The sequence below is a fragment of the Pararhizobium sp. PWRC1-1 genome, assembly GCF_049897905.1.
In the GTDB taxonomy this organism is placed as follows: Bacteria; Pseudomonadota; Alphaproteobacteria; order Rhizobiales; family Rhizobiaceae; genus Pararhizobium.
This window is the reverse complement of sequence record NZ_JAFCXE010000021.1, coordinates 1-24,256: the sequence shown is the minus strand read 5'-3', so window position 1 is coordinate 24,256 and position 24,256 is coordinate 1. Positions and strand designations below refer to the sequence as shown.

General features: G+C 57.4%; 25 protein-coding genes and 5 pseudogenes. 19 read left to right on the top strand and 11 right to left on the bottom strand.

From position 1 onward, the window contains the following. The first annotated feature begins 1 nt into the window (after nt 1). The 7 genes from ACP7E0_RS26075 to ACP7E0_RS26045 all read left to right on the top strand — a co-directional run bounded on the left by ACP7E0_RS26075 (nt 2) and on the right by ACP7E0_RS26045 (nt 7,307). Nucleotides 2-1,378 (top strand): amidohydrolase, encoded by a 1,377-nt coding sequence (locus tag ACP7E0_RS26075; protein ID WP_426129173.1) that lies wholly within the window; start codon nt 2-4, stop codon nt 1,376-1,378. Between the two features lie 27 nt (nt 1,379-1,405). Further along, a complete protein-coding gene (locus tag ACP7E0_RS26070) occupies nt 1,406-2,503 on the top strand; it encodes a BMP family ABC transporter substrate-binding protein (RefSeq protein WP_426129171.1) in 1,098 nt (365 codons plus the stop codon). A gap of 3 nt (nt 2,504-2,506) precedes the next feature. Continuing rightward, complete coding sequence (locus tag ACP7E0_RS26065; protein ID WP_426129169.1) at nt 2,507-4,030, top strand: ABC transporter ATP-binding protein; 1,524 nt, start codon at nt 2,507-2,509, stop codon at nt 4,028-4,030. After that, on the top strand, nt 4,027-5,139 hold the full coding sequence (locus tag ACP7E0_RS26060) for an ABC transporter permease (RefSeq protein WP_426129167.1): 1,113 nt from the start codon (nt 4,027-4,029) through the stop codon (nt 5,137-5,139). The genes ACP7E0_RS26065 and ACP7E0_RS26060 overlap by 4 nt, the downstream gene beginning before the upstream one ends. Next, entirely contained in the window at nt 5,136-6,047 is a 912-nt protein-coding gene (locus ACP7E0_RS26055) for an ABC transporter permease (RefSeq protein ID WP_426129165.1), read from the top strand. Before ACP7E0_RS26060 ends, ACP7E0_RS26055 begins: the two co-directional genes overlap by 4 nt. 541 nt (nt 6,048-6,588) lie before the next feature. After that, the gene (locus ACP7E0_RS26050) at nt 6,589-6,792 is read left to right on the top strand and encodes a hypothetical protein (RefSeq protein ID WP_426129163.1); all 204 of its coding nucleotides are present in this window, start codon (nt 6,589-6,591) and stop codon (nt 6,790-6,792) included. Further along, nucleotides 6,789-7,307 carry a hypothetical protein gene (locus ACP7E0_RS26045; protein ID WP_426129161.1) on the top strand — a complete coding sequence of 173 codons (519 nt, stop codon included), beginning with the start codon at nt 6,789-6,791 and terminating at the stop codon, nt 7,305-7,307. The genes ACP7E0_RS26050 and ACP7E0_RS26045 overlap by 4 nt, the downstream gene beginning before the upstream one ends. 263 nt (nt 7,308-7,570) lie before the next feature. On the opposite strand, the gene ACP7E0_RS26040 is transcribed toward ACP7E0_RS26045, so the two are convergent. The 4 genes from ACP7E0_RS26040 to ACP7E0_RS26025 all read right to left on the bottom strand — a co-directional run bounded on the left by ACP7E0_RS26040 (nt 7,571) and on the right by ACP7E0_RS26025 (nt 11,788). Beyond that, complete coding sequence (locus ACP7E0_RS26040; RefSeq protein WP_426129159.1) at nt 7,571-8,095, bottom strand: GNAT family N-acetyltransferase; 525 nt, start codon at nt 8,093-8,095, stop codon at nt 7,571-7,573. After that, the gene (locus tag ACP7E0_RS26035) at nt 8,092-8,367 is read right to left on the bottom strand and encodes a DUF1778 domain-containing protein (protein ID WP_426129157.1); all 276 of its coding nucleotides are present in this window, start codon (nt 8,365-8,367) and stop codon (nt 8,092-8,094) included. Before ACP7E0_RS26035 ends, ACP7E0_RS26040 begins: the two co-directional genes overlap by 4 nt. Nucleotides 8,368-8,547: 180 nt before the next feature. Then, complete coding sequence (locus tag ACP7E0_RS26030; RefSeq protein ID WP_426129155.1) at nt 8,548-8,772, bottom strand: hypothetical protein; 225 nt, start codon at nt 8,770-8,772, stop codon at nt 8,548-8,550. A gap of 838 nt (nt 8,773-9,610) precedes the next feature. Next, nucleotides 9,611-11,788, bottom strand: a complete 2,178-nt coding sequence (locus ACP7E0_RS26025) for a putative bifunctional diguanylate cyclase/phosphodiesterase (protein WP_426129154.1) — start codon at nt 11,786-11,788, stop codon at nt 9,611-9,613. Between the two features lie 212 nt (nt 11,789-12,000). On the opposite strand from ACP7E0_RS26025, the gene ACP7E0_RS26020 reads away from it, so the two are divergent. The 4 genes and pseudogenes from ACP7E0_RS26020 to ACP7E0_RS26005 form a co-directional block, all read left to right on the top strand. Continuing rightward, nucleotides 12,001-12,210 (top strand): hypothetical protein, encoded by a 210-nt coding sequence (locus ACP7E0_RS26020; protein ID WP_426129152.1) that lies wholly within the window; start codon nt 12,001-12,003, stop codon nt 12,208-12,210. 37 nt (nt 12,211-12,247) lie between these two features. Further along, nucleotides 12,248-12,463, top strand: a pseudogene (locus ACP7E0_RS26015) (Crp/Fnr family transcriptional regulator); the annotation flags it as partial. A 265-nt stretch (nt 12,464-12,728) separates the two neighbouring features. Beyond that, a complete protein-coding gene (locus tag ACP7E0_RS26010) occupies nt 12,729-13,013 on the top strand; it encodes an SDR family NAD(P)-dependent oxidoreductase (protein ID WP_426129352.1) in 285 nt (94 codons plus the stop codon). Nucleotides 13,014-13,066: 53 nt separating this feature from the next. After that, a pseudogene (locus tag ACP7E0_RS26005) lies at nt 13,067-13,529 on the top strand (GlxA family transcriptional regulator); the annotation flags it as partial. A gap of 17 nt (nt 13,530-13,546) precedes the next feature. On the opposite strand, the pseudogene ACP7E0_RS26000 reads toward ACP7E0_RS26005, so the two are convergent. Together ACP7E0_RS26000 and ACP7E0_RS25995 are read right to left on the bottom strand one after the other, a co-directional pair. Continuing rightward, a pseudogene (locus ACP7E0_RS26000) lies at nt 13,547-13,646 on the bottom strand (LysR family transcriptional regulator); the annotation flags it as partial. Between the two features lie 179 nt (nt 13,647-13,825). Then, the gene (locus ACP7E0_RS25995) at nt 13,826-14,011 is read right to left on the bottom strand and encodes a hypothetical protein (RefSeq protein ID WP_426129350.1); all 186 of its coding nucleotides are present in this window, start codon (nt 14,009-14,011) and stop codon (nt 13,826-13,828) included. A 610-nt stretch (nt 14,012-14,621) separates the two neighbouring features. Here ACP7E0_RS25995 and ACP7E0_RS25990 point away from each other — a divergent pair. Next, the gene (locus ACP7E0_RS25990) at nt 14,622-15,821 is read left to right on the top strand and encodes an IS256 family transposase (RefSeq protein ID WP_426129150.1); all 1,200 of its coding nucleotides are present in this window, start codon (nt 14,622-14,624) and stop codon (nt 15,819-15,821) included. A gap of 531 nt (nt 15,822-16,352) precedes the next feature. Here the strand turns inward: ACP7E0_RS25990 and ACP7E0_RS25985 are convergent. Beyond that, the gene (locus ACP7E0_RS25985) at nt 16,353-16,526 is read right to left on the bottom strand and encodes a hypothetical protein (protein ID WP_426129148.1); all 174 of its coding nucleotides are present in this window, start codon (nt 16,524-16,526) and stop codon (nt 16,353-16,355) included. 9 nt (nt 16,527-16,535) lie between these two features. On the opposite strand from ACP7E0_RS25985, the gene ACP7E0_RS25980 reads away from it, so the two are divergent. The 6 genes and pseudogenes from ACP7E0_RS25980 to ACP7E0_RS25955 all read left to right on the top strand — a co-directional run bounded on the left by ACP7E0_RS25980 (nt 16,536) and on the right by ACP7E0_RS25955 (nt 20,494). Further along, entirely contained in the window at nt 16,536-17,243 is a 708-nt protein-coding gene (locus tag ACP7E0_RS25980) for a CGNR zinc finger domain-containing protein (RefSeq protein WP_426129146.1), read from the top strand. A 231-nt stretch (nt 17,244-17,474) separates the two neighbouring features. Then, on the top strand, nt 17,475-17,807 hold the full coding sequence (locus ACP7E0_RS25975; protein ID WP_426129144.1) for an ArsR/SmtB family transcription factor: 333 nt from the start codon (nt 17,475-17,477) through the stop codon (nt 17,805-17,807). Nucleotides 17,808-17,848: 41 nt separating this feature from the next. After that, the gene (arsH, locus tag ACP7E0_RS25970) at nt 17,849-18,556 is read left to right on the top strand and encodes an arsenical resistance protein ArsH (RefSeq protein ID WP_426129142.1); all 708 of its coding nucleotides are present in this window, start codon (nt 17,849-17,851) and stop codon (nt 18,554-18,556) included. A 139-nt stretch (nt 18,557-18,695) separates the two neighbouring features. Continuing rightward, nucleotides 18,696-19,959 (top strand): annotated as a pseudogene (locus tag ACP7E0_RS25965) (heavy metal translocating P-type ATPase); the annotation flags it as partial. After that, nucleotides 19,956-20,168, top strand: a complete 213-nt coding sequence (locus ACP7E0_RS25960) for a DUF2933 domain-containing protein (RefSeq protein ID WP_426129140.1) — start codon at nt 19,956-19,958, stop codon at nt 20,166-20,168. The pseudogene ACP7E0_RS25965 and the gene ACP7E0_RS25960, both read left to right, overlap by 4 nt. Then, nucleotides 20,165-20,494, top strand: a complete 330-nt coding sequence (locus tag ACP7E0_RS25955; RefSeq protein ID WP_426129138.1) for a hypothetical protein — start codon at nt 20,165-20,167, stop codon at nt 20,492-20,494. The genes ACP7E0_RS25960 and ACP7E0_RS25955 overlap by 4 nt, the downstream gene beginning before the upstream one ends. A 371-nt stretch (nt 20,495-20,865) precedes the next feature. Here the strand turns inward: ACP7E0_RS25955 and ACP7E0_RS25950 are convergent, their stop codons facing one another. From ACP7E0_RS25950 to ACP7E0_RS25935, 4 genes and pseudogenes are all read right to left on the bottom strand, one after another. Then, on the bottom strand, nt 20,866-21,288 hold the full coding sequence (locus ACP7E0_RS25950) for a hypothetical protein (RefSeq protein WP_209847920.1): 423 nt from the start codon (nt 21,286-21,288) through the stop codon (nt 20,866-20,868). Between the two features lie 684 nt (nt 21,289-21,972). Further along, the gene (locus ACP7E0_RS25945; RefSeq protein WP_426129136.1) at nt 21,973-22,305 is read right to left on the bottom strand and encodes a four-helix bundle copper-binding protein; all 333 of its coding nucleotides are present in this window, start codon (nt 22,303-22,305) and stop codon (nt 21,973-21,975) included. A 15-nt stretch (nt 22,306-22,320) separates the two neighbouring features. Next, the gene (copM, locus tag ACP7E0_RS25940) at nt 22,321-22,749 is read right to left on the bottom strand and encodes a CopM family metallochaperone (protein WP_426129134.1); all 429 of its coding nucleotides are present in this window, start codon (nt 22,747-22,749) and stop codon (nt 22,321-22,323) included. Between the two features lie 440 nt (nt 22,750-23,189). Further along, nucleotides 23,190-23,638: pseudogene (locus ACP7E0_RS25935) on the bottom strand (YqaA family protein); the annotation flags it as partial. Between the two features lie 202 nt (nt 23,639-23,840). On the opposite strand from ACP7E0_RS25935, the gene ACP7E0_RS25930 reads away from it, so the two are divergent. Beyond that, complete coding sequence (locus ACP7E0_RS25930) at nt 23,841-24,221, top strand: hypothetical protein (RefSeq protein WP_426129132.1); 381 nt, start codon at nt 23,841-23,843, stop codon at nt 24,219-24,221. The last annotated feature ends 35 nt before the right edge of the window (nt 24,222-24,256 follow it).

Here is a 24,256-nt window from a genome sequence, read left to right as displayed (position 1 = left end):
CATGACCGGCTACCTTCTAAAGAATTGCGCAGCTGTGATCGTCGATGACGGCACGGGTCCGGTCGTCCGTCGCAATGTCGATCTCCTGACCCATGGCGCCGCCATCCAGGCCATCGGCGAGAATCTCGGCGCCGCGCTACCCGATGGTACAACGGTACAAGACGCCACCGGCTGGTTTGTCTATCCCGGCCTCGTCAATACGCACCATCATTTCTTCCAGTGCTTCGTGCGTAACCGTGCCGAACTTGACTGGACGAAGCTTTCGGTCATCGAATGGCTGGACCGCATCTACCCCATCTTCTCGCAGCTCAACGAGGAATGCTTCTACCATTCCTCGGTCACCGCGATGGCCGAACTGATCAAGCATGGCTGCACCACCGCTTTCGATCACCAGTACAATTTCCCCCGCCACGCCGGAAAGCGGCTGATCGATCGCCAGTTCGAGGCTGCAGAACTGCTGGGAATGCGCTTTCATGCCGGCCGCGGCGGCAATACCTTGCCGAAGTCGAAGGGTTCCACCATACCCGATGAAATGCTGGAGACGACGGACGAATTCATTGCCGATTGCGCCCGCCTGATCGACACCTATCACGACACAAGCCCGTTCAGTATGCGCCAGGTTGCGGTCGCGCCTTGCCAGCCGGTCAACTGCTACCGCGAAACCTTCGTGGAGTCGGTGGCGCTGGCGCGCGATCGCGGCGTGATGATGCATACGCATGTGGGCGAAGGCGAGAGCCCGGTCATTCAGGCCCGCCACGGCATGCGCACCGTCGACTATCTGGAAGAGCTCGGGTTTGCCGGACCCGATGCCTTCTATGCCCATTGCTGGGAACTCACCCATGACGAACTGAGGACGATGGCTGCCAGCGGCACCGGCGTCGCGCATTGCCCGGAACCGGTCTATCTGGTCGGCGCCGAAGTCACCGATATTCCGGCCATGTCCGCCTTTGGCATGCGTGTCGGCCTCGGCTGCGACGGCACCGCATCCAACGACAATTCGAACCTGATGCACTGCCTGCACTCGGCCTACATGCTGCAGTGCCTCGTTTCGTCCACACGCGCCCATCCGGTACCACCACCCGTCGATTTCCTCAGCTACGCCACGACCGGCGGCGCGAGCCTGCTCGGGCGGCGCGACATCGGCCGGCTTGCGCCGGGCATGGCCGCCGACCTGTTTGCGATTGATACCCGCCGTATGGACTATGTCGGTACACGGCATGATCCGCTGAGCTTGATCCCCCGCGTCGGCATCGGCATGGCAACCGACATGACCATGATCAACGGCCGCATTGTCTGGCAGAAGGGCGAATTCCCCGGCCTTGACGAAGCGAAACTGTCTGCTGATGCCGAGGCCGCACTCGCCACCGTAGAATTCTAAAAAAACCAAAAAAAGGGAACTGTCACCATGAACAATCTGACCCGCAGAAACCTGATCAAGGCCGCTGCCGCAACCGGCTTTGCCGGCGCGCTCGGCAGCCGCCTCGCCTTTGCTGCCGACGAGCCGCTCGGCATCGCGCTCGTCGTTCCCTCGCCGATCGGCGATGTCGGCTGGGGTCACGCCCTTGCCGCTGGCCTCGACCCTATCAAGGCAGCCTATGGCGACAAGGTAAAGGTCACCATTCTTGAGAATATCGCGGAAGGTCCCGATGCCGACCGCATCATGAATAAGACCGTTGCCGACGGAAACAAGTTCCTGATTGCCGGCTCTTTCGGCTATCAGAACGGCGCACTGCAAATCGCCCGTCGCGATCCGAGCGTGACGGTGCTGCATGCATCGGGCTTCCAAGTTGCTCCGAACTTCTCTCCCTTCGCCGCCAAGTATTTCCAGGGCTCCTATCTGCTTGGAATGGCGGCCGCAGCACTCAGCAAAACCGGCAAGCTCGGTTCCGTATCCGCCTTCGCGATCCCGGAACTGATCACCACCATCAACGCCTTCACGCTCGGCGCCCAAGCGATCAAGCCGGACATCGAGGTGTCGGTCGTGTGGGTAAATTCATGGTTCGACCCCGCCAAGGAGCAGGAAGCCGCCAAGGCTCTGATCGCGCAGAAATGCGACGTGATCTTTTCCAATGCCCAGGATACGCCGTCTGTCATCGCCGCCTGCGAGGACGCCGGCGTCTATTCCTTCAACCTCAACTCATCGATGAAGAAATACGCGCCGAAAACCTATCTCGGCTGCATTTCAACGGACTGGTCGCCATTCTTCAAGGCGTCTGTCGATACGCATCTCGCCGGCACCTTCAAGGGCGCCAATACCTTCCTCGGCGTCACTGAAAAGGTCGTTGAAGTGATTGACTGGAGCCCGGACGTCCCCGCCGAGGTGATGACCAAGATCAAACAGATCGAGGCGAATATCGCCAATGGCAGCTTCTCGCCGTTCACCGGGCCGATCGCCAAAGCCGACGGCAGCGAAGGCGTGGCCGCCGGGACGACCATGCCCGATACCGAGATCGTCGCACTGGACTGGCACGTCAAGGGCGTCGCCACGCCGCTGCCAAAATAGACCATGACCAACCCGCTCCTGTCGCTCCGCGGCATTTCCAAGAGCTACGGCCAGATCCATGCCAATCAGGCAATCGATCTCGATGTGGCTCCGCAGTCGATCCATGCGATCCTCGGAGAAAACGGGGCGGGAAAATCGACGCTGATGAAACTGATCTACGGTGTCGAACAGCCGGATGACGGAACCGTCATCTGGGAGGGACACCCCTTGCACGTTGCCTCCCCCGCAGACGCAAGGCGCAAGGGCATAGGCATGGTCTTCCAGCACTTCTCGCTGTTCGAGACATTGACCGTGGTGGAGAACATCCAACTGGTGGTCCCCGGGCGGAAAGCCGATCTCAAGGAACGCATCCGAACGCTTGGACGGGAGTTCGGCCTCGACGTCGATCCGCTCGCCCATGTGCATGCGTTGTCAGTCGGCGAACGGCAGCGCGTGGAGATCATTCGCTGCCTGATGACCAACCCGAAACTGCTCATCCTGGATGAGCCCACCTCGGTCCTGCCACCGCAATTGGTGGAGAAGCTTTTCGACACACTGCGCCGTCTGCGCGATGGCGGCGTTTCCATCCTGTTCATCTCCCATAAGCTGGAGGAGATCCGGGCGATCTGCGACCGGGCGACCATTCTGCGCGGCGGGCGCGTGACGGGAGATATCGATCCGCGCGAGCATGATGCCCATGATCTTGCCCGCATGATGATCGGCCGCGACATGCCGTCGCCGATGCCGGCCCTGCCTCGGGCAGGCGGTGAAAAGCAGCTTGAAATCATCGGCCTCGATTATAAGCCCTCCGACCCTTTCGGCGTGCCGCTTTCCGGCATCAGCCTTGAAGTGCGCGGCGGTGAAATTCTGGGAGTTGCTGGAATCTCCGGCAATGGCCAAAGTGAACTTGCCGCGCTGATATCCGGGGAGACGCTGCTTGGACGCGAACAGCGCGACCGGATCTATATGATGGGAAAGGACGTCGGCAGGCTCGATGCCGGCGCCCGCCGCAAGCTTGGATTTGCCTTTGTTCCGGAAGACAGGCTCGGGAGGGGCGCCGTGCCTGAAATGTCACTTCTCCTCAACAGCCTGCTGACGGCCCATCCCCTCAAGCTTCTGCGGGGCGGCCTTGTCGACAGGGCACGCGTCGCGGCGTTCACACAAGATTGCATACGCCAATACGATGTCCGTGCACCCGGCCCGGACGCGGAAGCCGGCAGCTTGTCTGGTGGCAATCTGCAGAAGTTCATCGTCGGGCGCGAGATCATGCTATCGCCAAAGCTGCTGTTCGTGGCGCAGCCGACCTGGGGCGTCGATATCGGCGCGGCGTCGGCCGTTCGAAGCCGGCTTGTGGCGTTGCGCAACGAAGGCATGGCGATCCTCGTGATATCCGAAGAGCTTGAGGAGCTGTTCGAGCTCAGCGATTCCATCCAAGTGCTGCATCACGGCGCGCTCAGCCCACCACTCATTACCCGCGATACCAAGCCAGAGGAAATCGGCAGATACATGATCGGGGCGCAGCATTCGCCCGAGAAGGCGCACGCATGAATGTCTGGCCCATGGCTTTCCTTCCCAACCTCGTGCGGCGTGAGCGCGCGTCACTGAAGGCAACCTTACTTGCCCCTGTGATCGCGCTGACGGTCGCCATCGTCCTCAATCTCGGCCTTTACGTGGTGATGGGCCGTGACCCGGTCGCCGTCATCTACGCCATGCTACTCGAGCCCTTCCTCTCCTGGGCATCGTTTTCCGAGGTGCTGTTGAAGGCAGGGCCACTCCTTCTCATTGCCCAGGGGCTGGCGATCGGCTTTCGTGCCAAAGTCTTCAACATTGGCGCAGAAGGCCAGTTCATCCTCGGTGCGATTTTCGCCTCCGCCATTCCCGTCTGGTTTCCGCAGGCGTCGGGTCAGTGGATCTGGCCGGCGATGCTGTTGCTCGGCGCAATCGGCGGCGCGCTCTGGGCGTCAATCACCGCTTTCTGGCGTGTCCACCTGAATGCCAATGAAATCCTCGTTTCGCTAATGCTGAGCCTTGTGGCAGCCCAACTGCTCAACTACCTGCTGCTCGGCCCATGGAAGGATCCGAACGGCTTCAACTTCCCCCAGTCCGTGATGTTCCAGTATGACGCGATGGTGCCGACGCTGATTTCCGGCACACGAGTCAACGTGTCGCTCCTCATCACGCTTTCGCTGTCGCTTGCGGCCTGGGTCTTCATGCAGAAGAGTTTCGCCGGTTACAAGCTGCAGGTCGGCGGGCTTGCGCCTCGGGCGGCCAGCTACGCTGGCTTCAACGAGAGCTGGGCAATCTGGCTTTCGCTTTTGATCGGCGGCTTTGCCGCAGGACTTGCAGGCGCAGCTGAGGTCGCGGGGCCGCTTGGGCAGTTGCAACGCTCGATCTCCACCGGCTATGGCTATGCCGCCATCATCGTCGCCTATCTCGGCGGGCTGCATCCGCTCGGCATCGTTGTTTCCGCGCTGGTCATGGCCGTCATCTACATCGGTGGCGACAATGCCATGGTCTCGGCCAACCTGCCGATCGCCGCCGTTCGTGTCTTCCAGGGCAGCCTTCTGCTTGCCTATCTCGTCGCCGTTGCCTTCGTGCGTTACCGCTTGGAGTGGCCGCAGGCCACCAAAAAGACCGCCCTCCGGAGCCCATCATGAACGCCATCGAGTTCATCATTTCCGGCATGCTTGCAGCCGCGACGCCGTTTCTTCTCGCCGCCCTCGGCGAGTTGGTGGTCGAGCGCGCCGGAGTTCTCAACCTCGGAGTCGAGGGGCTGATGGCCTTTGGGGCCGTGCTCGCCTTCATCATCGTCTATCACGGCGGTGGGCATTTTCTAGGCTTCGTCGTTGCAGGTCTCGGCAGCGCTGCTCTTTCGCTGGTGTTTGCCATTGTCGTTATCGGATTTCGGGCAAACCAGGTGGCGACTGGCCTAGCAATCGGCATTCTTGGTCAAGGTCTTTCCGCGCTTTTCGGAAAGACTTATGAAAGCCTGACGGTAAAGGCACTGCCGAAGATTGCGTTTCCCTGGTTATCCGAAATCCCGGTCGTCGGCGGGCTTTTCAACCAAGACATCGTTGTGTGGATTTCGCTTGTGGCAACGTTCGGCATATGGGCGGTGTTCACCCATACCAAACTGGGCCTTGTCGTTCGCGCCGTCGGCGAAAACCCCAAGGCAGCCCACGCCATCGGCTACTCTGTCATCACCGTTCGGGTGACCGCCATTGCTTTCGGCGGCGCGATGGCGGGTTTTGCCGGTGCCTACGCTGCAGTGATCTACACACCGCTCTGGGCCGATGGCATGATTGCCGGGCGCGGCTGGATTGCAATCGCCCTGGTGGTCTTCGGCACTTGGCTCACCGGCCGCGTCTTCCTCGGTGCCTGCCTCTTCGGTGCTGTCTCGCTAATGGGGCTCGCGGCCCAAGCGACAGGAATGGATGTTCCCTCGCAGCTGCTGTCGAGCCTGCCCTATCTCATCACGATCATCGTACTCGGCATCATCTCGGCAGACCGTCGCCTCCTGAAGCTGAACGGCGTCGCCTCGCTTGGCGAACCTTTCGAGCGTTAGCAACAATGTGGAACCGGAAGGTTCTCAACGCTGTCCGGCTTATGGAAGAGAGCATCGAGAACCCATGAGTTGCCCCGGTATAGCGGATTCACTGGAGAAAGCGCGAGACATGGCAAGCCGCTCCGATACGCGCACAACGCAACTTTACGATCGTCGCAACGAGGACGTAACGCTTGATGATGTCGAGCGGGTTATCATTTGAGGGATCATGGCAAAGAAAAAGCAGTTTGACGGAGCACAAAAGAAGCTGCTGCTTGAGCATGCGAGGAAGGTCATTGCCGGGTTTCAGCGATGACCCCAACCCCATGACTATGGGGAGTTTGGGATCACCTTCTTTAATGGGTACGCTGCGCGTTTTACCCAGTTGCCCGCCGAGACATCACCGGTCTGGCTGCAAGATGCTCAAGTCGCGAAACGCGCATGAAAAATCAATACGCACACTCTGCCAGAAGACTGGTCAGACTATATCAAACTGATTGAAACCGCTGAGGCACCCATTCCGGACGCACTCGAGAATGCTCCGACGGATCTGGTTGACACCGTGCTGGCCGAGGCCGGTCGCGAGTATGTGCATATCGAACCAAACTTCGTGGTAAGGCATGCGGTGCCGGACGTGGTTTCTCTCGGGCGCGTTCGTTCCATGCGCACGGAATTGGCAGCGGTGAACACTGCCTTGTCAAAAAATAAGAAGATCCAGTTGAAGGTCGGGAATTACCCCGCTCAGACTTTAAAGACGATTGCATGACCCTCTATATGCCGGGGAGTGTGTGGGTTGTCGAAGTCCCCGCAACTAAAGCCAACGTCGCGGAAGAAGCAAAATGGCTGATAGACGTCGCCGTGAGTCTGATGCGCCTCAGCACAAGCCAATGGAAGGGACATTTACCCGGCATTGGCGAATTGGAAGCGCATCCAATCTATCCGACGATTCACGCGCAGCCGCATATGACATTCGACGATGCGAGTACCGCTACGCTACCAGGCTGGTATGAAACGACAGCTAAGGCGGTGGTGGATCAAAATTTGCCCAAAATCCAAAGTTTGGCGTCCATTCTTTTTGATCCGAGCGATAAATCTTTGGCTCAGCGCGTTGCGCAGGGACTGGGCTGGATGACAAGGGGACGGCAGGTCGCCGACCGCGCCGAACGGCTGCTGTCATTTTTCACAGCCCTTGAATCGCTTTTGACGTCAACTGATAAGACTGATCCGGTGACGCAGACCATCAGCCGGCATGTATCGGTGATCTATACCCCAGGATGTTAAAACGCGCATTGCGGTTTATAACCAAATCAAGGGCCTCTATTCACTGCGCTCGGCAGTCGTTCATGCGGGACGGCGTGAGGTCTTGTGGCAAGATGCGAATAATCTAAAGCAATATTTGGAGCGGACTTTCGCAATCGTCCTCAACCGCTGTGACCTGACGATGACCCAGGAGCGCTTCGCCCAGAGCCTCGCTGACGCGAGCCACGGCATGACTTGGGAATTTTCGGCTTTAGCAGCTCAAGGCTCAACCGATCCAAGCTGAATTACAGGATGTGACCAGCAGCATCGAGAGCAGCCCGAATGGTTGTTAGCGGAATCAGTAAGGTACGAGGCGCGTCGATCAGTGAGTGAGCACCGTAGGTCTTGTACCAATCCGCCACTCGGTCGTTCTTCGCATCGATTGCCATAACGCCGCCGCCGACTTCCTCGGCGACTCGCAGGCACCGTCTTCCCGCAGCAAGCAGGAGTTGACCACCCATACCCTGCCCTTGCTGGGTTTGATCGACCGCCAGACGCGCCAATCGAAAGCCCGGCACCTCGTGGCGCCCGAGCCCTTTGCGCAGTGCTGGAGGCACTTTATCAGGTTCGATTGATGTCGGAGCCAGACTATAGAAGCCAAAGACGCTCTGACCATTGGCGTCGCTTACCGCCAGAAAGGTTTTTGAGCCGCCCTGATCGTGGCTTTGCCGCGCATATTTTCGCAGAAATTCATTGAGTTCGGCATCACCACAATCAAAAGACTTGCGATCGTGATGCTTGCCGATCGGCTCCTCATGCCAAGCTGTCATAATTTTGGCAGAGCACGGGCGGCGGCGCGCAATTTCTCATTGGGTGCAGGCGGATTTTCTAGCAACTCAAGAATGCGCGGGTAATCCCGCTCAGAAACTTTGATCGTCTCGGCTTGCTCAATAACCACTTCGGCTTCCCGTAGGGCGGATTGCGTCACAAAATTAGTAAGATCCGTATTGCTAAGCGCAGCTGCCCGCACCAACTTGGCCTTTGCAGCTGCCGGAACCCGTAGGCTCATTCGCTCACTGTTTTCATTTGCTACGCTCGGCATATCAGCCTCCATCTATCCTTGGAGTATATGCACCCTTGCATAGGATGTCAATAATTGTGCGCCTTCAAGGCGTACATTAGTCATCGCCGTAGCGGCGGTAAAATTTTCGGTGAGGCAGGCTGCCGGCGGGGTCTTTAAACAGAACAAAATACCGAGCTCTTCTGACCAGCAAGGCCCAGCCTATTCTGGCAGTGCTTTAAACATCAGGATTCTGTTTCCCGGCGTGAACGCGATGACCTTGTCCTGTTCAAGCGCGAAGAGGACTTCCATGATCTCATCTTGCGAGTAGCCATCACCGTTCAGGGCAACACCGATATCGAACAAGTTGATCGTCATCTCTGGCTTGGCTTTCATCGCGCGTAGCCTCTCGGTCACCGCGGCTTCTGTGTCTTCAAAACGGCTCATTATTTCATCTGTACGGTTTTCCGACTGCTTTGTCTCTATGACACAGCCCAAGGTCGAAGCCGCTGAACCCGTATCTTGCTCTCTCGGAGGCAAAACCTGCCAAAGACTGCCATGAGTGGACCCGCGCCTTTCCGGAGGTAAAAAAGGAGGGAGGGTACTGCCTAGCCTTGGCAATCATCGGCAAAGATGCGGTGGTGGCCTGTCCTCACCCCCCGGATATCCGCGCGGATTTGAGATCACTCTCCTCTCCCCGATGCGATACCTGGCCTTTGATGAACGTGACCACGCACCCACAACAAATCCTTCGACGATTAGTTGGTCGGCAGGAACTGCCTGTGCTCGCCCGGCTGGCCTCGAGGCGGCGCGGGTCTCTGCCGAGCGCGGCCATGCGCTCGTGGTCTTCGAGGCGGCAACAATCCGGGTGGTCAGAATGGATTGGATGTCCGCCTCGAAGTAACGTTTCCAGCCTCTGATCCCGTCTCGTCCACCATCACGTCCATCCCAACCGGCAATGCAGCACCGCTCTCCGCCGATCAGGTGTCCGCAACTGATGCTCCCTTGGTCGATATTGCGCTTGCGAGCGTGCCCGAGCAAACGGAGAACGCATCAAGTGTGTCAACGGATGAAGAGCTGGCGGCCCTCCGAGCCGACGTGAACAGGCTGAGAGCGAGAGCGTCGCCGAAATCGGATCGACGTCGGTCCGCGTATTACGTGCAAGATGCGAGATGTTCTCGAAGATGCTCGTGGCCGGATCAGGGCACAGCTAGTACAAGCAGTTGCTGGGCCATGCTGGCCGGGTTCAAAACCGCGTTCGATGATGCTGAGACCAGTCGGCGCATTAAGCGTTCTCGCTCTTGTGGCCTGCATGCAGAAGCGCCATGACCTCTCCTCGTGCTATTGGGCGCGACATCAGGAACCCCTGGATGTTGTCACAGCCCAGCGACTTCAAAGCATCTCTCTGCTCGTTGGTTTCGACCCCTTCGGCCGTTGTCTGTAGCCCTTGCGCCCGTGCCATGTTGATGATTGCTTCAACAACAGCGCTGTTTTGGCCCTCTCGAATCCTTCCGATGAACGACTTGTCGATCTTGAGCCTATCCACGGTGACGTTCTGCACCCGTGAGAATGAAGAATATCCGGTGCCGAAGTCGTCGATTGCAAACCGCACGCCCGCCGTTCGAAGCATAAGGATGTTACGCTCGGTTTCCTCTTCCGCACTGATTGCCAGGCTTTCCGTGATCTCGATTTCCAGTCGAGCGGGTTCGACCGCCCACTTGGCCAGCGTAGAAAGAACGCGAAGTGGGTAGCCGGGAGAAGCAAGTTCCGCGGCGGAGGCATTCACAGCGACACTTATCGAAGGCAACTCGGCTATCAGGCTACACGCGTCTTCGAGTACGAAGGAGCCGATCTTGTGGATGACGCCTATTTCTTCTGCGAGCGGAATGAACACATCGGGACCAACAGGTCCTAACTCTGGGTGTTTCCACCGCGCCAGTGCCTCGACTGAGCATGGTCCCGAGCTGTCGGCGAAGTAAACCGGCTGGTAAACAACCTCAATCTGCGTCCCCGCTGCCAACGCCGCGCGAAGGTCACGCTCCAGTTTTCGGCGGGTGCGGAGAAGTTCGTCCATATGATCGCCAAACACCGCATACGCATTCCGCCCTGCGGCCTTCGCATGATAAAGCGCAATGTCAGCCTGCCTTGTCAGTTCATCGGCATTGGCGTTCGTACCTGTCGCAATCGCTACACCGACGCTCGCTCCAATCGAAACATATATCCCTCCGATCTCAAACGGCTCACGCAGGCACACCACGATCCTTTGTGCGATCGTAACGACTTCGTCGGCTTCGATCCTCTCGAGCAAGGCTGTGAACTCGTCGCCCCCGATCCGCCCAATTAGAGCGTCGGGGAGAATTTCCCTCATTCGCTCTGCAGCGAGAGAAAGCAGTCTGTCACCTGTTGGATGTCCATAGGTATCGTTGACCGCCTTGAACCGGTCTAGATCAATATAGAGCACGCTGCAGCAATCATGAGGCAGTACTTGTTGCAGACGTGCCGCCAGCTCACTTTTGAAATGTGCCCTGTTTGCCAAGCCCGTCAACGGGTCACGCAGCGCCAGATGTTGAAGCTCCTGGCGATTAGAATTGAGCTTGACCGAGCGTCTCCAGATTGCACGGCCGGCAAGGCTGGCGGCAATGAATATCCCAAGGACGGAAAGGCCGACGACAGGAAGCGTCGCGTGCAACACGCTCGTTCCCGGCTCAAAAGGATGCCAATTGAAATACCCCATCACCAGACCGGATTTCGAGGTGAGAGCGATTTGCGAGTGGCGCTTGTCGGGGGGCATCGTAGTCGTGAACTGCATCTCCGCGAACTGGTATTCGTTACCTAGTTCGGTTGGGAAGTCTCGATCCAAAAACCGTACCGCGACATGCAGGCTCTCCTCGCCCGCCTGCTGCTCGATCTCGCCCGTGTCAGACGTAATAGGTTTGACACTGACCACCGCGGGTCGTTCTCCAACATATGTCAGATCACTCTCGCCGATTGAGAGGACCCTGTCCGACATGCCTTCCTGGTCTCCAGCGACAAGCCGTTCACGCAGCCGTTTGGCTAGCGGACTATAGGCCAGGTGAAGTTCCTCTGGTGAGGCCGAACCGGCTGACTTTGCGATAAACCGGTAGATCGGCAGCCCATCTGCCGAAAGCACGACCGCGGCATCATGGCCGAAGTAGGTGTTCATCCATTGGCCAAGGTTTACGTCAAGCCAATCGTGATCACGCTCCTTCGCCTTGGTGACCGCGTCGTCCCACACGGTGGCGCTCTCTTGATCATGAGCGACCGAAGACTGAATTTTTGAAACGATCAGGGCGACGAGATCCTTCTGCCGCTCCGCGGCAACCTCGTCAGTTCTGGCGGCAGCCCAGTAGAGGGTGCCGAGAAGGATCGCTCCGACCAAGGCCGACACGCTTGCCGGAAGTACCCATTTCAAGAACCATTGTGACTGCTTAAACATGCGCATCTGCCTTTTCACTGGCCGGAAACCTAGGCGATCTGGGTTAAGTCTGAGGGAATGGACACGGTTAACGTTTCTTTTCTCCTCGTCATTAAGTTAACGTTCCAGCGTCTGCCCAGCGCGCGCCTTTCGGCGTTCTTGGATTACCTGAAGAGTCTTTCTCAATGCGCCGAAGTCCGTCATGTTGGGCTGAGGGTGTCACTGGATGTCCAGTCGTCATGACGGTTGATCGCGCAGCGACAGAAACCTTCATGCCGGTGGCAGGGGAAGGCATCCTCGTTCCTGTCGAAACGTTCCTGCAGGCGATAAACGATCATGGCGTGCGGGATTATTTCCTGCGTTATGTCCACACCTGTGGAACCCAGGCGGTCTATTCAGCCCAACGCTCAGTACCGGATGCACGAGCGATTCGCCACGCTGGATATTGATGTGCCATGACCGTGTTGACGCGATGACCTCCCGCTCACCCACGAGTTTCTCGCGCTAATGCTGGGCGTTCGCCGTTCCGGCGTAACCGATCATATAAACGTGCTGGAGGGCGTGCATGCCGTCAAAGCAACCGGTGGGAATATCCGCGTTCTGACCATGGCTCAGCTGCAGCAAATCGCGCGTGGCAGCTACGGCGTGCCCGAAGCGGAGTATAAGAATCTGTTTGGAGTTCCCGTAGCTCGGTCTGCATAAAATTCGGCCTTCGGAACACAGTTGGTAACCCATGATCATCGCACGGCTGCATTAAATCCGGCCAGCCGGGCGATCCAAAATCGTTAGTGAGGTCGCAGCTGGCTGTTATTGGTGCAGCAATCACATCGAAAGCCGAAACGCTGCTCGCGCAGTTCCCGGATAGCACCAGCGAAACTAAGTCGGTCCTCGCTGGGCCGCCCATGATGAACAGTCATCAGACATCTGACAGGAATCAGCATGACGACCCCCCACAAAGACATAGTTCATCACAGCCGCGTCCAGGGGCTTCGGCCATCCCTGGGCCAAGGCGGCACTCGAACGCGGGGACAAGGTTGCGTCGACTGCGAGAAACATGGCTGCGCTCGCCCCGAGGGCGGAGCAGTTCGGAGACGCCGTCCTATCTATTTTGCTCGACGTCACAGATTGGCGGGCAGTGTTCGACGCAGTGGCGAAAGCGCACCAGCACTTCGGTCGGCTCAAGCCGCGCGTTGGCCCATTTGGTGGCAGATCGAAGCAAGCGGCGGCACGGCCGCCCACGACGCGACGCTAACAGCTTGCGTTTGCTGATGATCGGTCGCCTTGAAGATATACGAACCGCTGTGGCGACGCGCCACGACCCATTGGCAAAATGCAGATCTGCTGGCAGCAAAGTTTCCGGCGGCGCAAATCGAACCGGATGCGATCTATGTCCGCGATGGCCGCCTCGTCACATCCGCAGGGATAACTGCGGGCATGACCTGGCGCTGTCACTGATCGAAGCGCACGGAGGCGACATGGCCCTCTTGGTCGCCAAGCGCTTAGTTGTGGTTGCCCAACGTCAAGGAGGGAAGTCCTAGTTCAGTCCTTATCTTACAGCACCTAGCGATCCGGACTCACCGTCGCGAGAATTCAACATCATGTCATTCATAACATCGGGGAACGCCATACGCTTCAATCACTCGCCACGCTCGTGGGTATGAGCACTCGCAATTTTGCGAGGCACTTCGGGCAGACCACAGGGACTACGCCGCACGAGTTCGTCGAAAGCGCACGGGTAAATGCCGCCAGGAACCTTCTTGAAGGCGCCTCTATTTTTCGCGCAACAGGTAGTAGCCAGCACGGCAGACGTTCCAACCATGCCCACGAAGAGCAATTCGCGCACCTGTCCGGCTTCTATCCTTTCAAGCGCGGTTGCCATTTGATCAATTGGTTCGAGACCAACCGCTGAATTGTGATGCCGCAGTTACCGCGGCATCATCGGTGGTGCCGGTGACTGAAGATCTCAAGCAAGTCGTTGGCCAAAACCGTAATCGGTGATGCCGCCGGAAGGAGCATTCGTTCCCCGGCCAAAGCGAAAGCTCGCGCTCCGACGAAAAGCCAGCCCTAGGCTGCAAGGTCGACGCGTTGTGTCACATGGGCTTTAACGGCTTCACGCGCTTCGGTTGCCGACGAAAAGCTTCGGCCATCAAGCTCGATGACATCGTATTTCACTGCCATAAAGGCGAGGCTGCCGTCACGCGAGATGAGAACGCCAACCGGGATACCTTGGTACTCGACGACCTGTTTCATCACTGGATTCTCCGATCGAGGCGGAAAGCTGATTGATAATCGATGCGAGCGGACGCGGTTTACGTCACATTCGATCGCGACAACCATGCACTTTTCGGATGGAAATGAGAGACAAGATACTTGTGAAAATATTCAAGGCACTCTCCTCTTCATCTCGGGTCAGACCGGCAGGTTTGAACGTATATTACACGTCGGGTTTGTCAATTGGATAACACAATAACGTAGAACACATTTTCAAAAGTATGACATTTGCGGCGATTTGTAAGAAACACATTCCAAAATATTCTGTTGCAGCGCAACATCGTTCCGTACAGTGCGAGTGTCGACCCGCTACACTGGTCCCATAGATCGATCAAACGAAAGAGACCCACTGAGAGGGTCAGTGGGTCTCAATTCTGAGAAATAACATGCATTGCTTCGTGTTTGTGGGTACGCTGCACTATACTGCACTGCTTTGACCCGATGTGTGACACTGCCTCGAATCTACTTCAGAATGGCCTCGCACCGTTAAGAAGATCGTGTCCCAGCGAGTGGTGTAGCTGGATTTCATAGCCATCGGTGATTTCCGGTAGGGTCGGGTTGCTTAGAACCAACCTGAAGGACACCACCGATGACCGACGATATGATGAACCTGCGTTCGCTTGTTGAGAAGAGCGCAGATGCAGATTTGCTGCGCGATATGATCGGCTTTGCGGCCGAGAAGCTGATGGCACTGGAAGTTGGCGCTGCGACTGGTGCAGGCTATGGCGAGAAGAGTGCGCTTCGTATCGCCCAGCGCAACGGCTATCGCGATAGAGATTGGGAAACGCGAGCCGGAACGGTGGAGCTACGTATCCCCAAGCTGCGGACAGGCAGCTATTTCCCAAGCTTCCTTGAGCCCCGTCGCATGGCCGAAAAGGCTCTGACTGCCGTCATCCAGGAAGCCTACATTCAGGGCATCTCGACGCGTTCCGTCGATGACCTGGTGAAGGCGATGGGCATGTCGGGCATCTCCAAGAGCCAGGTCTCAAGACTTTGTGAGGAGATCGACGTCAAGGTCAAAGCCTTCCTCGACCGACCCATCGAAGGCGAATGGCCGTACATCTGGATCGATGCCACTTACCTGAAGGTGAGACGCGGCGGTCGCATCGTTTCTGTCGCAGCCATCATCGCTGTCGGCGTCAATGCCGATGGACGCCGGGAGGTGCTTGGGTTGGAGATCGGCACATCCGAGGCCGAGCCGATCTGGACGGAGTTCCTGCGCAAGCTGACGCGCCGGGGTTTGAGAGGTGTGAAGCTCGTCGTCTCCGATGCCCATGAGAGCATCAAGACGGCCGTTAGCAAGGTGCTGAATGCGACCTGGCAACGTTGCCGAGTTCACTTCATGAGGAATGCTTTGGCGCATGCCGGAAAGAGCGGCAGACGCGTCGTTTCCGCTTTCATCGCCACAGCGTTTGCTCAGGAGACGCCTGAGGCCGCCAGCACACAGTGGCGCAGCGTCGCTGATCAGATCAGGCCGAAGGTGCCGAAACTGGCCAGTTTGATGGATGAGGCCGAAAGCGATGTGCTGGCTTACATGACCTTTCCAAAGCAGCATTGGGCCAAGCTTCATAGCACCAATCCCATCGAGCGCCTCAACGGAGAGATCAAGCGACGCACCGAAGTGGTGGGCATCTTTCCCAATGATGAGGCCATTACCCGGCTCGTCGGCGCGTTGCTGCTCGAACAGAACGACGAGTGGGCCGTTCAACGGGCTCGATACATGACGCTGGAAACCATCGGACAAATGAGCGATGATCCTCTCATCAGCTTGCCGGCAGTGGCGCGCTGATACTCATCCGACCCTCTGGGATGTGCCGTGGTCGTCTAAGCTACACCACGTCCTGGGACACGATCGTTAAGAATAAGTTAACGCTGTTTTAGCAATCATCGAACCAGTCTGTCTCCGCCTGTTTGCGGATCCGATCTGGCCGCCCGCGGGGAACTACAACAGCATGGATTGGCTGTCGCGCCGGAGCGCGCCCTCTCACATGTATGAGCATATCGGAGAACCGAGAATAGCGGTGGCGAAGCCACGGTTCGAGAATTCGCGCATGCAACTTCGGTTCCGGGGGGCAGCCGCCCAACCAGTCGATGTTCTTGATAGTCTCCGAAGCCTTACCGATCGCGTTTGGAGGGCATCGTCGATCGATGTTTTCGAACTGCCAACGAATTCCGTTTTCTTGTAGACGTGCTCAGTCGAAGGGGCCTCCGTTGCTAACGTGGTAACGCTAGCCACACGCCTCGACGAATGGCAGGCACGAGAGTTCGTTTTTTTACCGAATTCAGGATTGCATTTCAGCGGAACGGATCGGCTTGTCTCTTAGGCAGCGGCAAGCAGGTGTGCAACTGCAGTCACCTCAGCCAGGCCCTCTAACATTGGCTTAGCCAAGACGTAACCCTGAACAAGTGAGACACCCAGGTCACGCAATACCTGAAGCTCACCCGCTGTTTCGACACCCTCGCATAAAGGAACGATCGAGAGCTCCTGAAGCATTCGCAGCGTATGTTTGACGATCGTTCGCCGGAGCTTAACCTATTCTGTAACGGTTTATATGATTTATTACCGTTACAAACTTGGCAGCAACCAACTTGTTCCGAAGGTGACATGGCAATCGCTACATCCGATATGACGCTCAGCGGTGGACATCCTGCCCTCGACTTTGCCAACACGGTCGACAGCCGGCGAGGGCGATGGGGACCTGACTTTCTGCGATCGTATGATGATATCATCGACCTGGCGGAACGGGTTGGCCTCGTAGACAAGCACCAAGTCCATGAACTTGGTGCGCTAGCCCCAGTGCATCCTCGCGCGGCTGCAGCCGCATTCAAAGAAGCGGTTCGCCTGCGGGAGGCGATCTACGCGATTTTCCTTTCGGAAGACGCTGAGCAGCCATACCCGGGTGAAGCGTTCGACGCCGTCCATAACCTCGCAAGACGGGCTCGGTCACGAGAGATTTTATCTGAAACTGATAATGGTTTTCGGTGGCTGATGCCAATCACGGACCTGGTTGATCTGGTTGGGCTGTTTGCCATAGGGGCGGCGGAGTTGATAACTTCCCGCAGTGATCGTCGGCTGATCCGGGAATGCAAAGGTGACAATTGCGGCTGGTTATTTTTCGATACGTCAAGGAGTGGACGACGTCTCTGGTGTTCCGAAGCCACCTGCGGCACGCATGAACGCGTCAAGCGATTTCGGAAAAAGCAGGGATAAAGACCGCGCTGAGCTTGCTGACTGTTTTGAGGCCGGAAGCCAAACGGCAGGCTTTGGCGAGTGGAGATGCGAATTGCAGGCACTGCCCCAGTCGTAGTAACGGCAGCAGTTGATTTTCCTCGTTAACGCTCCACGTTGTCGGACAGCGGTGCTCGATGCAATGTTGTGTGCCCTCTTGTCCCCCGATGACCCGACGACTATATATGTCGATAATGATAGAAATATTGAAACATGAATGAGCAACAGGCCCTTTTAGCCTTCGCGGCGCTTTCCCAGCAAACGCGTCTGAATGTCCTGCGCGCGCTTGTAGTAGCTGGACCTGAAGGAATGGCGGCCGGAGAAATAGCAGACATGGCAAGTGTCTCCCCGTCCAACATCAGCTTTCATTTAAAGGAGCTTGAGCGCTCTGGCCTGATTGCGGTCCGCCGAAGCAGCCGGTCCATGTTCTATAGCGCCCGTTTTGACGCGCTGGGCTCGCTTGTTGAATTCCTTGTGAAGGACTGCTGCTCGGGACACCCTAACATCTGCGCCGCGTTCTCGAAGGCATCTATTTCGACCACGTAAACCCACGCCATACCGATCCCAAACTATGTACGGAGCTTTTCTTGACCAAACTTCCCGCCGCCCATGTCGAACACCTCCTCCAGCCGGATGTCGACGCACTGAGACCGCCTTTCTCAACCCATAAGCCGCGGATTCTCATTCTGTATGGTTCCCTCAGGGAGGTCTCGTACAGCCGTCTGCTCGCGCAAGAGGCTGGTCGCCTTCTTGAGCACTTCGGATGCGAAGTCCGGATCTATAACCCGGAGGGGCTGCCTCTTCCCGATGCCGCCCCGGTCTCACATCCGAAAGTGCAGGAACTGCGATCATTGTCGGAGTGGTCCGAAGGCCAGGTCTGGGTCAGTCCCGAGCGGCACGGTGCGATGACCGGCATCATGAAAGCCCAGATCGATTGGATCCCGCTTGCCGTCGGATCGGTGCGCCCGACGCAGGGTAAGACGCTGGCGGTCATGGAGGTCTCCGGTGGATCGCAGTCCTTCAATGCCATCAACCAGCTCCGAATCCTCGGGCGCTGGATGCGGATGATCACCATCCCGAACCAGTCTTCCGTAGCGAAGGCCTTCCAGGAGTTCGACACCAACGGCCGTATGAAGCCGTCGCCCTATTACGACCGGGTGGTTGATGTCTGTGAGGAGTTGGCGAAGTTCACCCTCCTGACGCGTGACGCGTCGTCGTACCTCACCGACCGCTACAGCGAACGGAAGGAAGATGCCGAAAAACTCGAGAAGCGCGTTCAGTTGAAATCGATCTAATCGTCCGAGGGAGCTTCTCCGCCGTCGGTGAATCGAACCTCCGGCACGGGCGTCGGCGTCTCATTCAAGAAAAATTGCGGGGCCGTTCGATACCGCCCGCCCCGTGGCCGAGAGCTAGTTTTTGTCCTCGCCAACGTTCCAGGCAATCAGAGCAGCAGGCCCGGCAACACCCACCGCCGACAATGCCACAAGCAACCAACGCGGTTGGTCGGGTTGGTTCGTCCCTGTGGTGATCGGGATTGCAATCGTGGCATTCGTAGCGTGGATGATATGGGGACCGCAACCGCGCTTTGCCCACGGTCTTGTAGCCGCAGTCGCGGTGCTAATCATCGCCTGCCCCTGCGCGTTGAGCCTTGCGACCCCAATGTCGATCATGGTTGGCGTCGGCCGGGGTGCGGGACTTGGTGTCCTGATCAAGAATGCCGAAGCCTTGGAGCGTTTCGAGAAAATCGACACGTTGGTCGTCGACAAGACCGGAACACTGACCGAGGGTAAACCCAAGGTAACGTCGATGGCCGCGATAAATGGGTTCACAGAATCCGAACTGCTGCGACTGGCGGCGACACTGGAACGAGCGAGCGAGCATCCACTGGCAACTGCCATAGTCAACGCGGCAACGGAACGGCAGTTGGTTCTCGGCGTCGCGGTAGATTTCGATAGCCCGGTTGGCAAAGGGGTCACGGGAAGTGTCGACGGACGTATGCTCATCATAGGCAGCCACCGCATCATGGAGGAAGCTCATATCGATGTCTCGGCTCTTACGAGCCAGGCGGAAGCGATGAGAGGTGAAGGCGCGACTGTAATTTTCATCGCAATAGACGGCCGCGTTGGAGGCCTTTTGGCGATCTCCGACCCAATCAAAACGACGACGCCAGATGCAGTTCAAGCTTTGCTGAAGGCAGGGGTCCGGGTCGTCATGCTAACGGGCGATAACAAGACGACGGCCGACGCGGTCGCACGCAAGCTCGGGATCACCGAGGTCGAGGCCGAAATCCTGCCGGAAGACAAGAGCAAGATCGTCAAGCGTTTGCGGGAAGAAGGCCGGATCGTCGCCATGGCCGGAGATGGGGTGAACGACGCCCCTGCCTGGCTGCTGCAGATGTCGGAATTGCTATGGGAACCGGCACGGATGTCGCGATTGAGAGCGCAGGCGTCACTCTGCTCAAAGGCGATCTGCTAGGGATTGTGCGGGCTCGCCAACTGAGTCATGCGACAATGAACAACATCCGGCAGAACCTGTTCATCGCCTTCCATATAACGCGGCTGGTGTACCCATTGCCGCCGGAGTGCTCTACCCCTCGTTCGGACTTTTGCTGTCGCCGATCATCGCAGCGGCCGCCATGGCGCTTTCGTCGGTAAGCGTGATTGGCAATGCCCTGAGATTGAGGAGCGTGCGGATATGAGATGGGATCGAAAATGGACGCTGCTTGCTGCGTCGCTCGGGGTTATCTTCGCCTTTTTCCTTCTGCGCGAGCACTGGGCGCATGCCTTTGGTCTTGCGCCCTACATTCTCCTGTTAGCTTGCCCCGTCCTGCATCTATTCCATGGCCACGGTGGTCACGGCCACACCGCGCACAGCGAGGACCGCGAAGGTAAGGATGAAACACGTTGATCTACGCACACTCCGCACAGGCAGATGTGGAGGTGGCGACGTCGGCAGAGCGGCTATTTGACTACATGGACGACCAGGCAAGCCCCGGCACACACATGGAGAGATCGTCGGCAATGATGGTGTGGGGGAGCATGGCATATGATTTTGACGAAGCTTGCGGTCGAAGTGTCGGTTCCGTAATCAAGATGACCGGAAAAGTAGCTGGTTTGAACCTGCATGTGGAGGAAGTTGTCATTCAGCGGCAAGCACCGTTTCTAAAAGCATGGGAAACGGTAGTAGAGCCGCGCCTATCGGAGTTACCGGATGCGCTTCCAAATAGAGGATAGCGGGCGTCTCTGCCGTCTCCACGTGTGTATCGATTACAACTATCCAACTTCCGTGGTTGGCCGGATCGCTGGGACCTTGCTAGGTGCAATCTGCGCAAGATGGTGCGTTAACCGGATGGCGCGGCTGCCTTGGCAGCATTTTCGGCGAAACTCGGTCCGGATTGACCTAGCGCAGCCGCGTTGGCGATGGGCGTGTTAACGATAGCCGCCTGCTTTGAGGATAAGACGCTGGTTTTCTTCCTACGTCTCACCTTCCGAACCTGCAGGTGGTGCCAAAAGTGGACATTCCTGCATATAGATCGCCCACATTGCGGCAACGACGTCTCCGGCTTCCCTCTTAGAGCCGCCGTTGCGGCACTTCGCGCGTCGCCTCATGAGGTCATCAAATCGATGACCCGCATGATCGCGACCGCACTGCTCGTATTCTGGGTGCCTTCCGTCGTATCGGTTTTAGCGCAGGTCCAAACATCACCCTTCTTGACGGTAAACTTTTTCTCGTTCTGAACTACCGAAAGTTCTCCCTCAGTCATGTGGCAGAGCATGTCGTTCATCATCACATTGTCCGGTGTCTTCGAACCGGGTTGGATAACAACATCCCGCAACTTGACCATTTTATAGGCCGGTATGACCGAAGCCCGCTCACCAAGCGCAACAACTCTGACACCGGGACCTAGCTCCTCACCCTCATCCGGGCCGTAAGTCTGGGCGGCTGCTGGCGTCGCCCAGGCGATCAGTGGCGTTGCGGCCGTTGAAAGACCGAGTGCGAGCGCGGTTCTACGATTGACGGCTTCCATTGTTTCCTCCCTAGCCAATTTGTTAGGCTGCATCTTACGGATTACTAAATCAACCTGGGCGCGATCATAATGGTTGTCAAATCAACTTTTTGGAAATGGCTTGCCCGTCCTATGGAGGCGTACGGCAAAGTTCCGCCCAATTCGATCATGCCGCGACCGCTAATGAGCGGCCGCAATGGGGCATCGGTGAGCGATCCGCCGGACCCGATGGACTTCCGCTCGCACTCCGGCCGTCCTGACGTTCGGCGTAGATTGTGGCATTCGCCGCGTCGGAAACAGGCTCTCGCTCATCCCACTTCAATACTGAAGCGGGGGAGATGCGTCATCCTCCAATGGTAGATGTTGTTAACACCTGTGCGAACGGGATAAGCCATTTATTTTGTTCTATTTCGCCGCCCATGCTGCCGGAGGACGTGCGTTATATGGAGTTGACCGACGCCGACCTGTCAGCTCTCGGGCAGCGCTTGAGATTGGGTAAGTCTTTACGGTGGCGCAGCTTCGATTGGGACGATGACAGCCGTCTTTTCGCGTTCAACTCCGACTTCAGGTGAGCACTACTTGGTCTCTTCGCCCTTTGGGCCGCGACTTTGATCGCCTACTGGTTGGAAGGGGCAAAGGCTAACAACGCCTGATGACACAGGGTGATGGTGGAGAGCACTCTCATCCGTGCTCTCCACCATCTTTTCAAGCCGCCATTTTTGTGCAGCTCTCCGCACAGCGACGGCAAGCCGCTACACACGACTCCATGTCCCCGACACGCTCACAATCCTCGGCGCACTGAGCGCATATTTCGGCGCACTCTCGGCAGACATGCTTGTGATGCTCTGAACCAACGAGCATGAAATGAGCCGAAGTTCGGCAGATTTCCGCGCAGGCCATCATGAGCCTGAAATGCTTCGGCTCGGTATGTTCGCCGCCCATTTCCAGGCAGTGCCCCATGGCCATCGATAAGCACTCGCGATAGCAGGCGAGACAATTGTCGACGCAGGCTTTCATTTCGTCTGAAAGGTGATGCATGCTCCTGCTCCCTTCCTACTTCGCTTCCTTGTCGAGCCACTCAGTCATCTCGGCGATTTCTTTGGTCTGTGCGTCGATGATCTTTTGGGCCGTCTTTTTGGCCCATTCATTGTCACCATATTTCAGCTCGACCTCGGACATGCTGATGGCACCCATGTGATGGGCGATCATCCCGCAAACGAAAGCAACGTCGGCGTCCTTCTTCATCATGCCCTGCATCATGTTCATGTGCATCGACTTCATGCCTTCCATTGATGCCTTCTGATAGTCGGTCATCATGTCGGCCATGCCCATGTCACCGGACATCATGTCCATCTTCGACATGTCCATCCCGGACTTGCACTTTTCCGGATAGGCCATCTCCGCGAAAGAGGTGGCTGGCATAATGGCGAGTATTGAAAGAGCGCCTGCTGCAGCGAGCGAATATTTTACGAGGGTTTTCATCTCTATTCTCCTGATTGGATTCACATATTTGAATTCGGCAAATCAGCCAGGGAGCTTTGGAGGGGGATGGAATGCACGCACGAGCAGGAACGGACTAAGTTCGTTCAGGATTGGCGTAACCGGTCCGGCGACGACTGCATGCGTATCTGCACACGGCGGCTCTGCCAGTATGGGGCAGCAGTGCAAATTGGAGCAGCAACCCGCATGATGAACGGATGTTGGAGCGCGATGGCCAGACTCCGAGACGGACGGGCAATTGTGATTGGCGTTGAATTGCCCAGCCGCCGCCGTGCCGTGGAGGTTCACCATCATGACGCACAGGGCCACAATGCGGGCCAAGCGGTAAAGGATTCTTAGAACGGGCATGGACGCGCAATTCCCTTCGCCTGCAAACGCGCCTTTCCGAAGAATGTTCCCTCCCCGTTGGTCATCGAAACTTCGAACCCGAGGACTGCCATTGTGCCCAGCGTTGCCGCCGCGAGTATGAGGTAACGGCCAGTCTTTGCCACCGTCACGAGGATTACGAAGGACCACAGGGGCTCTCGCAACAATCCGGCTACAACCGTCAGCGAATCCTCGAACAGTGGCATCCATCACAACAGCAAGGACCATCGCCCATACCGCCGATACCAACCACTAGCTCTTTCCAGCGAGGGCTCCTTCACCGGAAACCAAGCCCTGTCCTGAAAGCCATCAATGAACCGGCCGAGAACCCAGTTGCACACTGCCCCAAGAATGTTCCCGACACTTGCGACGAGGATGAGGCCGGACACGGAGAATTTGCCCGAAACGAGGAGCCCAACGAGCACGGCTCAGATTGGAAGGGCAATATGGTCGCTGCGCCGAAAGCGACCAGGAAAGGCCCGATATAGGCCGTTAAGCCACTCACCGAATGTAACCCGCATATCTCCCATAAATTCCGAACTCCCCCTTTAGAACCTGTTGACCTTGCCATCGTTGGAAGCTCTACAAGGTTTCTTCACGGTCCATCGGTGGGATGGTTCCTTGTGCAGCGCCACATAAACGACGCGAATCATCGGCTAGATGAAGCTCGCAATTGTCAACTTCCGGGCTGATGGTAGTCCTCGGGCATGGGTATGTATCGAATCACATTAGCAAAAATGCTGGTTCTGCTTCGGTTGGTGATCATCGCATCACTGGCTGGATATTCATTGCCTGCTGCTACGGCGGCAATGCATGGATCGATAGCCACATCCACGACCGTCCAATCTCACGACCACCACGACATGACAAACGGCGACCACGTCCATGGAGACGAGAGCGCCTCCCCGGATGACATGGAGAAAATTGCAAAGCAGGAGTGCTGTAAAGACTTCTGCGTGAGTTTTGCGATTATTGCCACCCCCGAAGTGGGCGGCGCTCCCGTGGTGACGGCTTCTATCCGCGAATTCATCGACGACAATCGTGTCGTCGGCGAACTCGTGCCGCTGCATCGCCCCCCGAATATCTGAATAGGACACGCCCGTCCTTGCGGGTCTGAACGTGC

What these genes read in the sequence shown, in the direction of transcription:
- ACP7E0_RS26075 (WP_426129173.1), top strand. Translation starts at nt 2, where the DNA reads ATGACCGGCTACCTTCTAAAGAATTGCGCAGCTGTGATCGTCGATGAC.
- ACP7E0_RS26070 (WP_426129171.1), top strand. Translation starts at nt 1,406, where the DNA reads ATGAACAATCTGACCCGCAGAAACCTGATCAAGGCCGCTGCCGCAACC.
- ACP7E0_RS26065 (WP_426129169.1), top strand. Translation starts at nt 2,507, where the DNA reads ATGACCAACCCGCTCCTGTCGCTCCGCGGCATTTCCAAGAGCTACGGC.
- ACP7E0_RS26060 (WP_426129167.1), top strand. Translation starts at nt 4,027, where the DNA reads ATGAATGTCTGGCCCATGGCTTTCCTTCCCAACCTCGTGCGGCGTGAG.
- ACP7E0_RS26055 (WP_426129165.1), top strand. Translation starts at nt 5,136, where the DNA reads ATGAACGCCATCGAGTTCATCATTTCCGGCATGCTTGCAGCCGCGACG.
- ACP7E0_RS26045 (WP_426129161.1), top strand. Translation starts at nt 6,789, where the DNA reads ATGACCCTCTATATGCCGGGGAGTGTGTGGGTTGTCGAAGTCCCCGCA.
- ACP7E0_RS26040 (WP_426129159.1), bottom strand. Translation starts at nt 8,095, where the DNA reads ATGACAGCTTGGCATGAGGAGCCGATCGGCAAGCATCACGATCGCAAG.
- ACP7E0_RS26035 (WP_426129157.1), bottom strand. Translation starts at nt 8,367, where the DNA reads ATGCCGAGCGTAGCAAATGAAAACAGTGAGCGAATGAGCCTACGGGTT.
- ACP7E0_RS26030 (WP_426129155.1), bottom strand. Translation starts at nt 8,772, where the DNA reads ATGAGCCGTTTTGAAGACACAGAAGCCGCGGTGACCGAGAGGCTACGC.
- ACP7E0_RS26025 (WP_426129154.1), bottom strand. Translation starts at nt 11,788, where the DNA reads ATGCGCATGTTTAAGCAGTCACAATGGTTCTTGAAATGGGTACTTCCG.
- ACP7E0_RS26020 (WP_426129152.1), top strand. Translation starts at nt 12,001, where the DNA reads ATGACGGTTGATCGCGCAGCGACAGAAACCTTCATGCCGGTGGCAGGG.
- ACP7E0_RS25995 (WP_426129350.1), bottom strand. Translation starts at nt 14,011, where the DNA reads ATGAAACAGGTCGTCGAGTACCAAGGTATCCCGGTTGGCGTTCTCATC.
- ACP7E0_RS25990 (WP_426129150.1), top strand. Translation starts at nt 14,622, where the DNA reads ATGACCGACGATATGATGAACCTGCGTTCGCTTGTTGAGAAGAGCGCA.
- ACP7E0_RS25985 (WP_426129148.1), bottom strand. Translation starts at nt 16,526, where the DNA reads ATGCTTCAGGAGCTCTCGATCGTTCCTTTATGCGAGGGTGTCGAAACA.
- ACP7E0_RS25980 (WP_426129146.1), top strand. Translation starts at nt 16,536, where the DNA reads ATGTTTGACGATCGTTCGCCGGAGCTTAACCTATTCTGTAACGGTTTA.
- ACP7E0_RS25975 (WP_426129144.1), top strand. Translation starts at nt 17,475, where the DNA reads ATGAATGAGCAACAGGCCCTTTTAGCCTTCGCGGCGCTTTCCCAGCAA.
- ACP7E0_RS25960 (WP_426129140.1), top strand. Translation starts at nt 19,956, where the DNA reads ATGAGATGGGATCGAAAATGGACGCTGCTTGCTGCGTCGCTCGGGGTT.
- ACP7E0_RS25950 (WP_209847920.1), bottom strand. Translation starts at nt 21,288, where the DNA reads ATGGAAGCCGTCAATCGTAGAACCGCGCTCGCACTCGGTCTTTCAACG.
- ACP7E0_RS25945 (WP_426129136.1), bottom strand. Translation starts at nt 22,305, where the DNA reads ATGCATCACCTTTCAGACGAAATGAAAGCCTGCGTCGACAATTGTCTC.
- copM (WP_426129134.1), bottom strand. Translation starts at nt 22,749, where the DNA reads ATGAAAACCCTCGTAAAATATTCGCTCGCTGCAGCAGGCGCTCTTTCA.
- ACP7E0_RS25930 (WP_426129132.1), top strand. Translation starts at nt 23,841, where the DNA reads ATGGGTATGTATCGAATCACATTAGCAAAAATGCTGGTTCTGCTTCGG.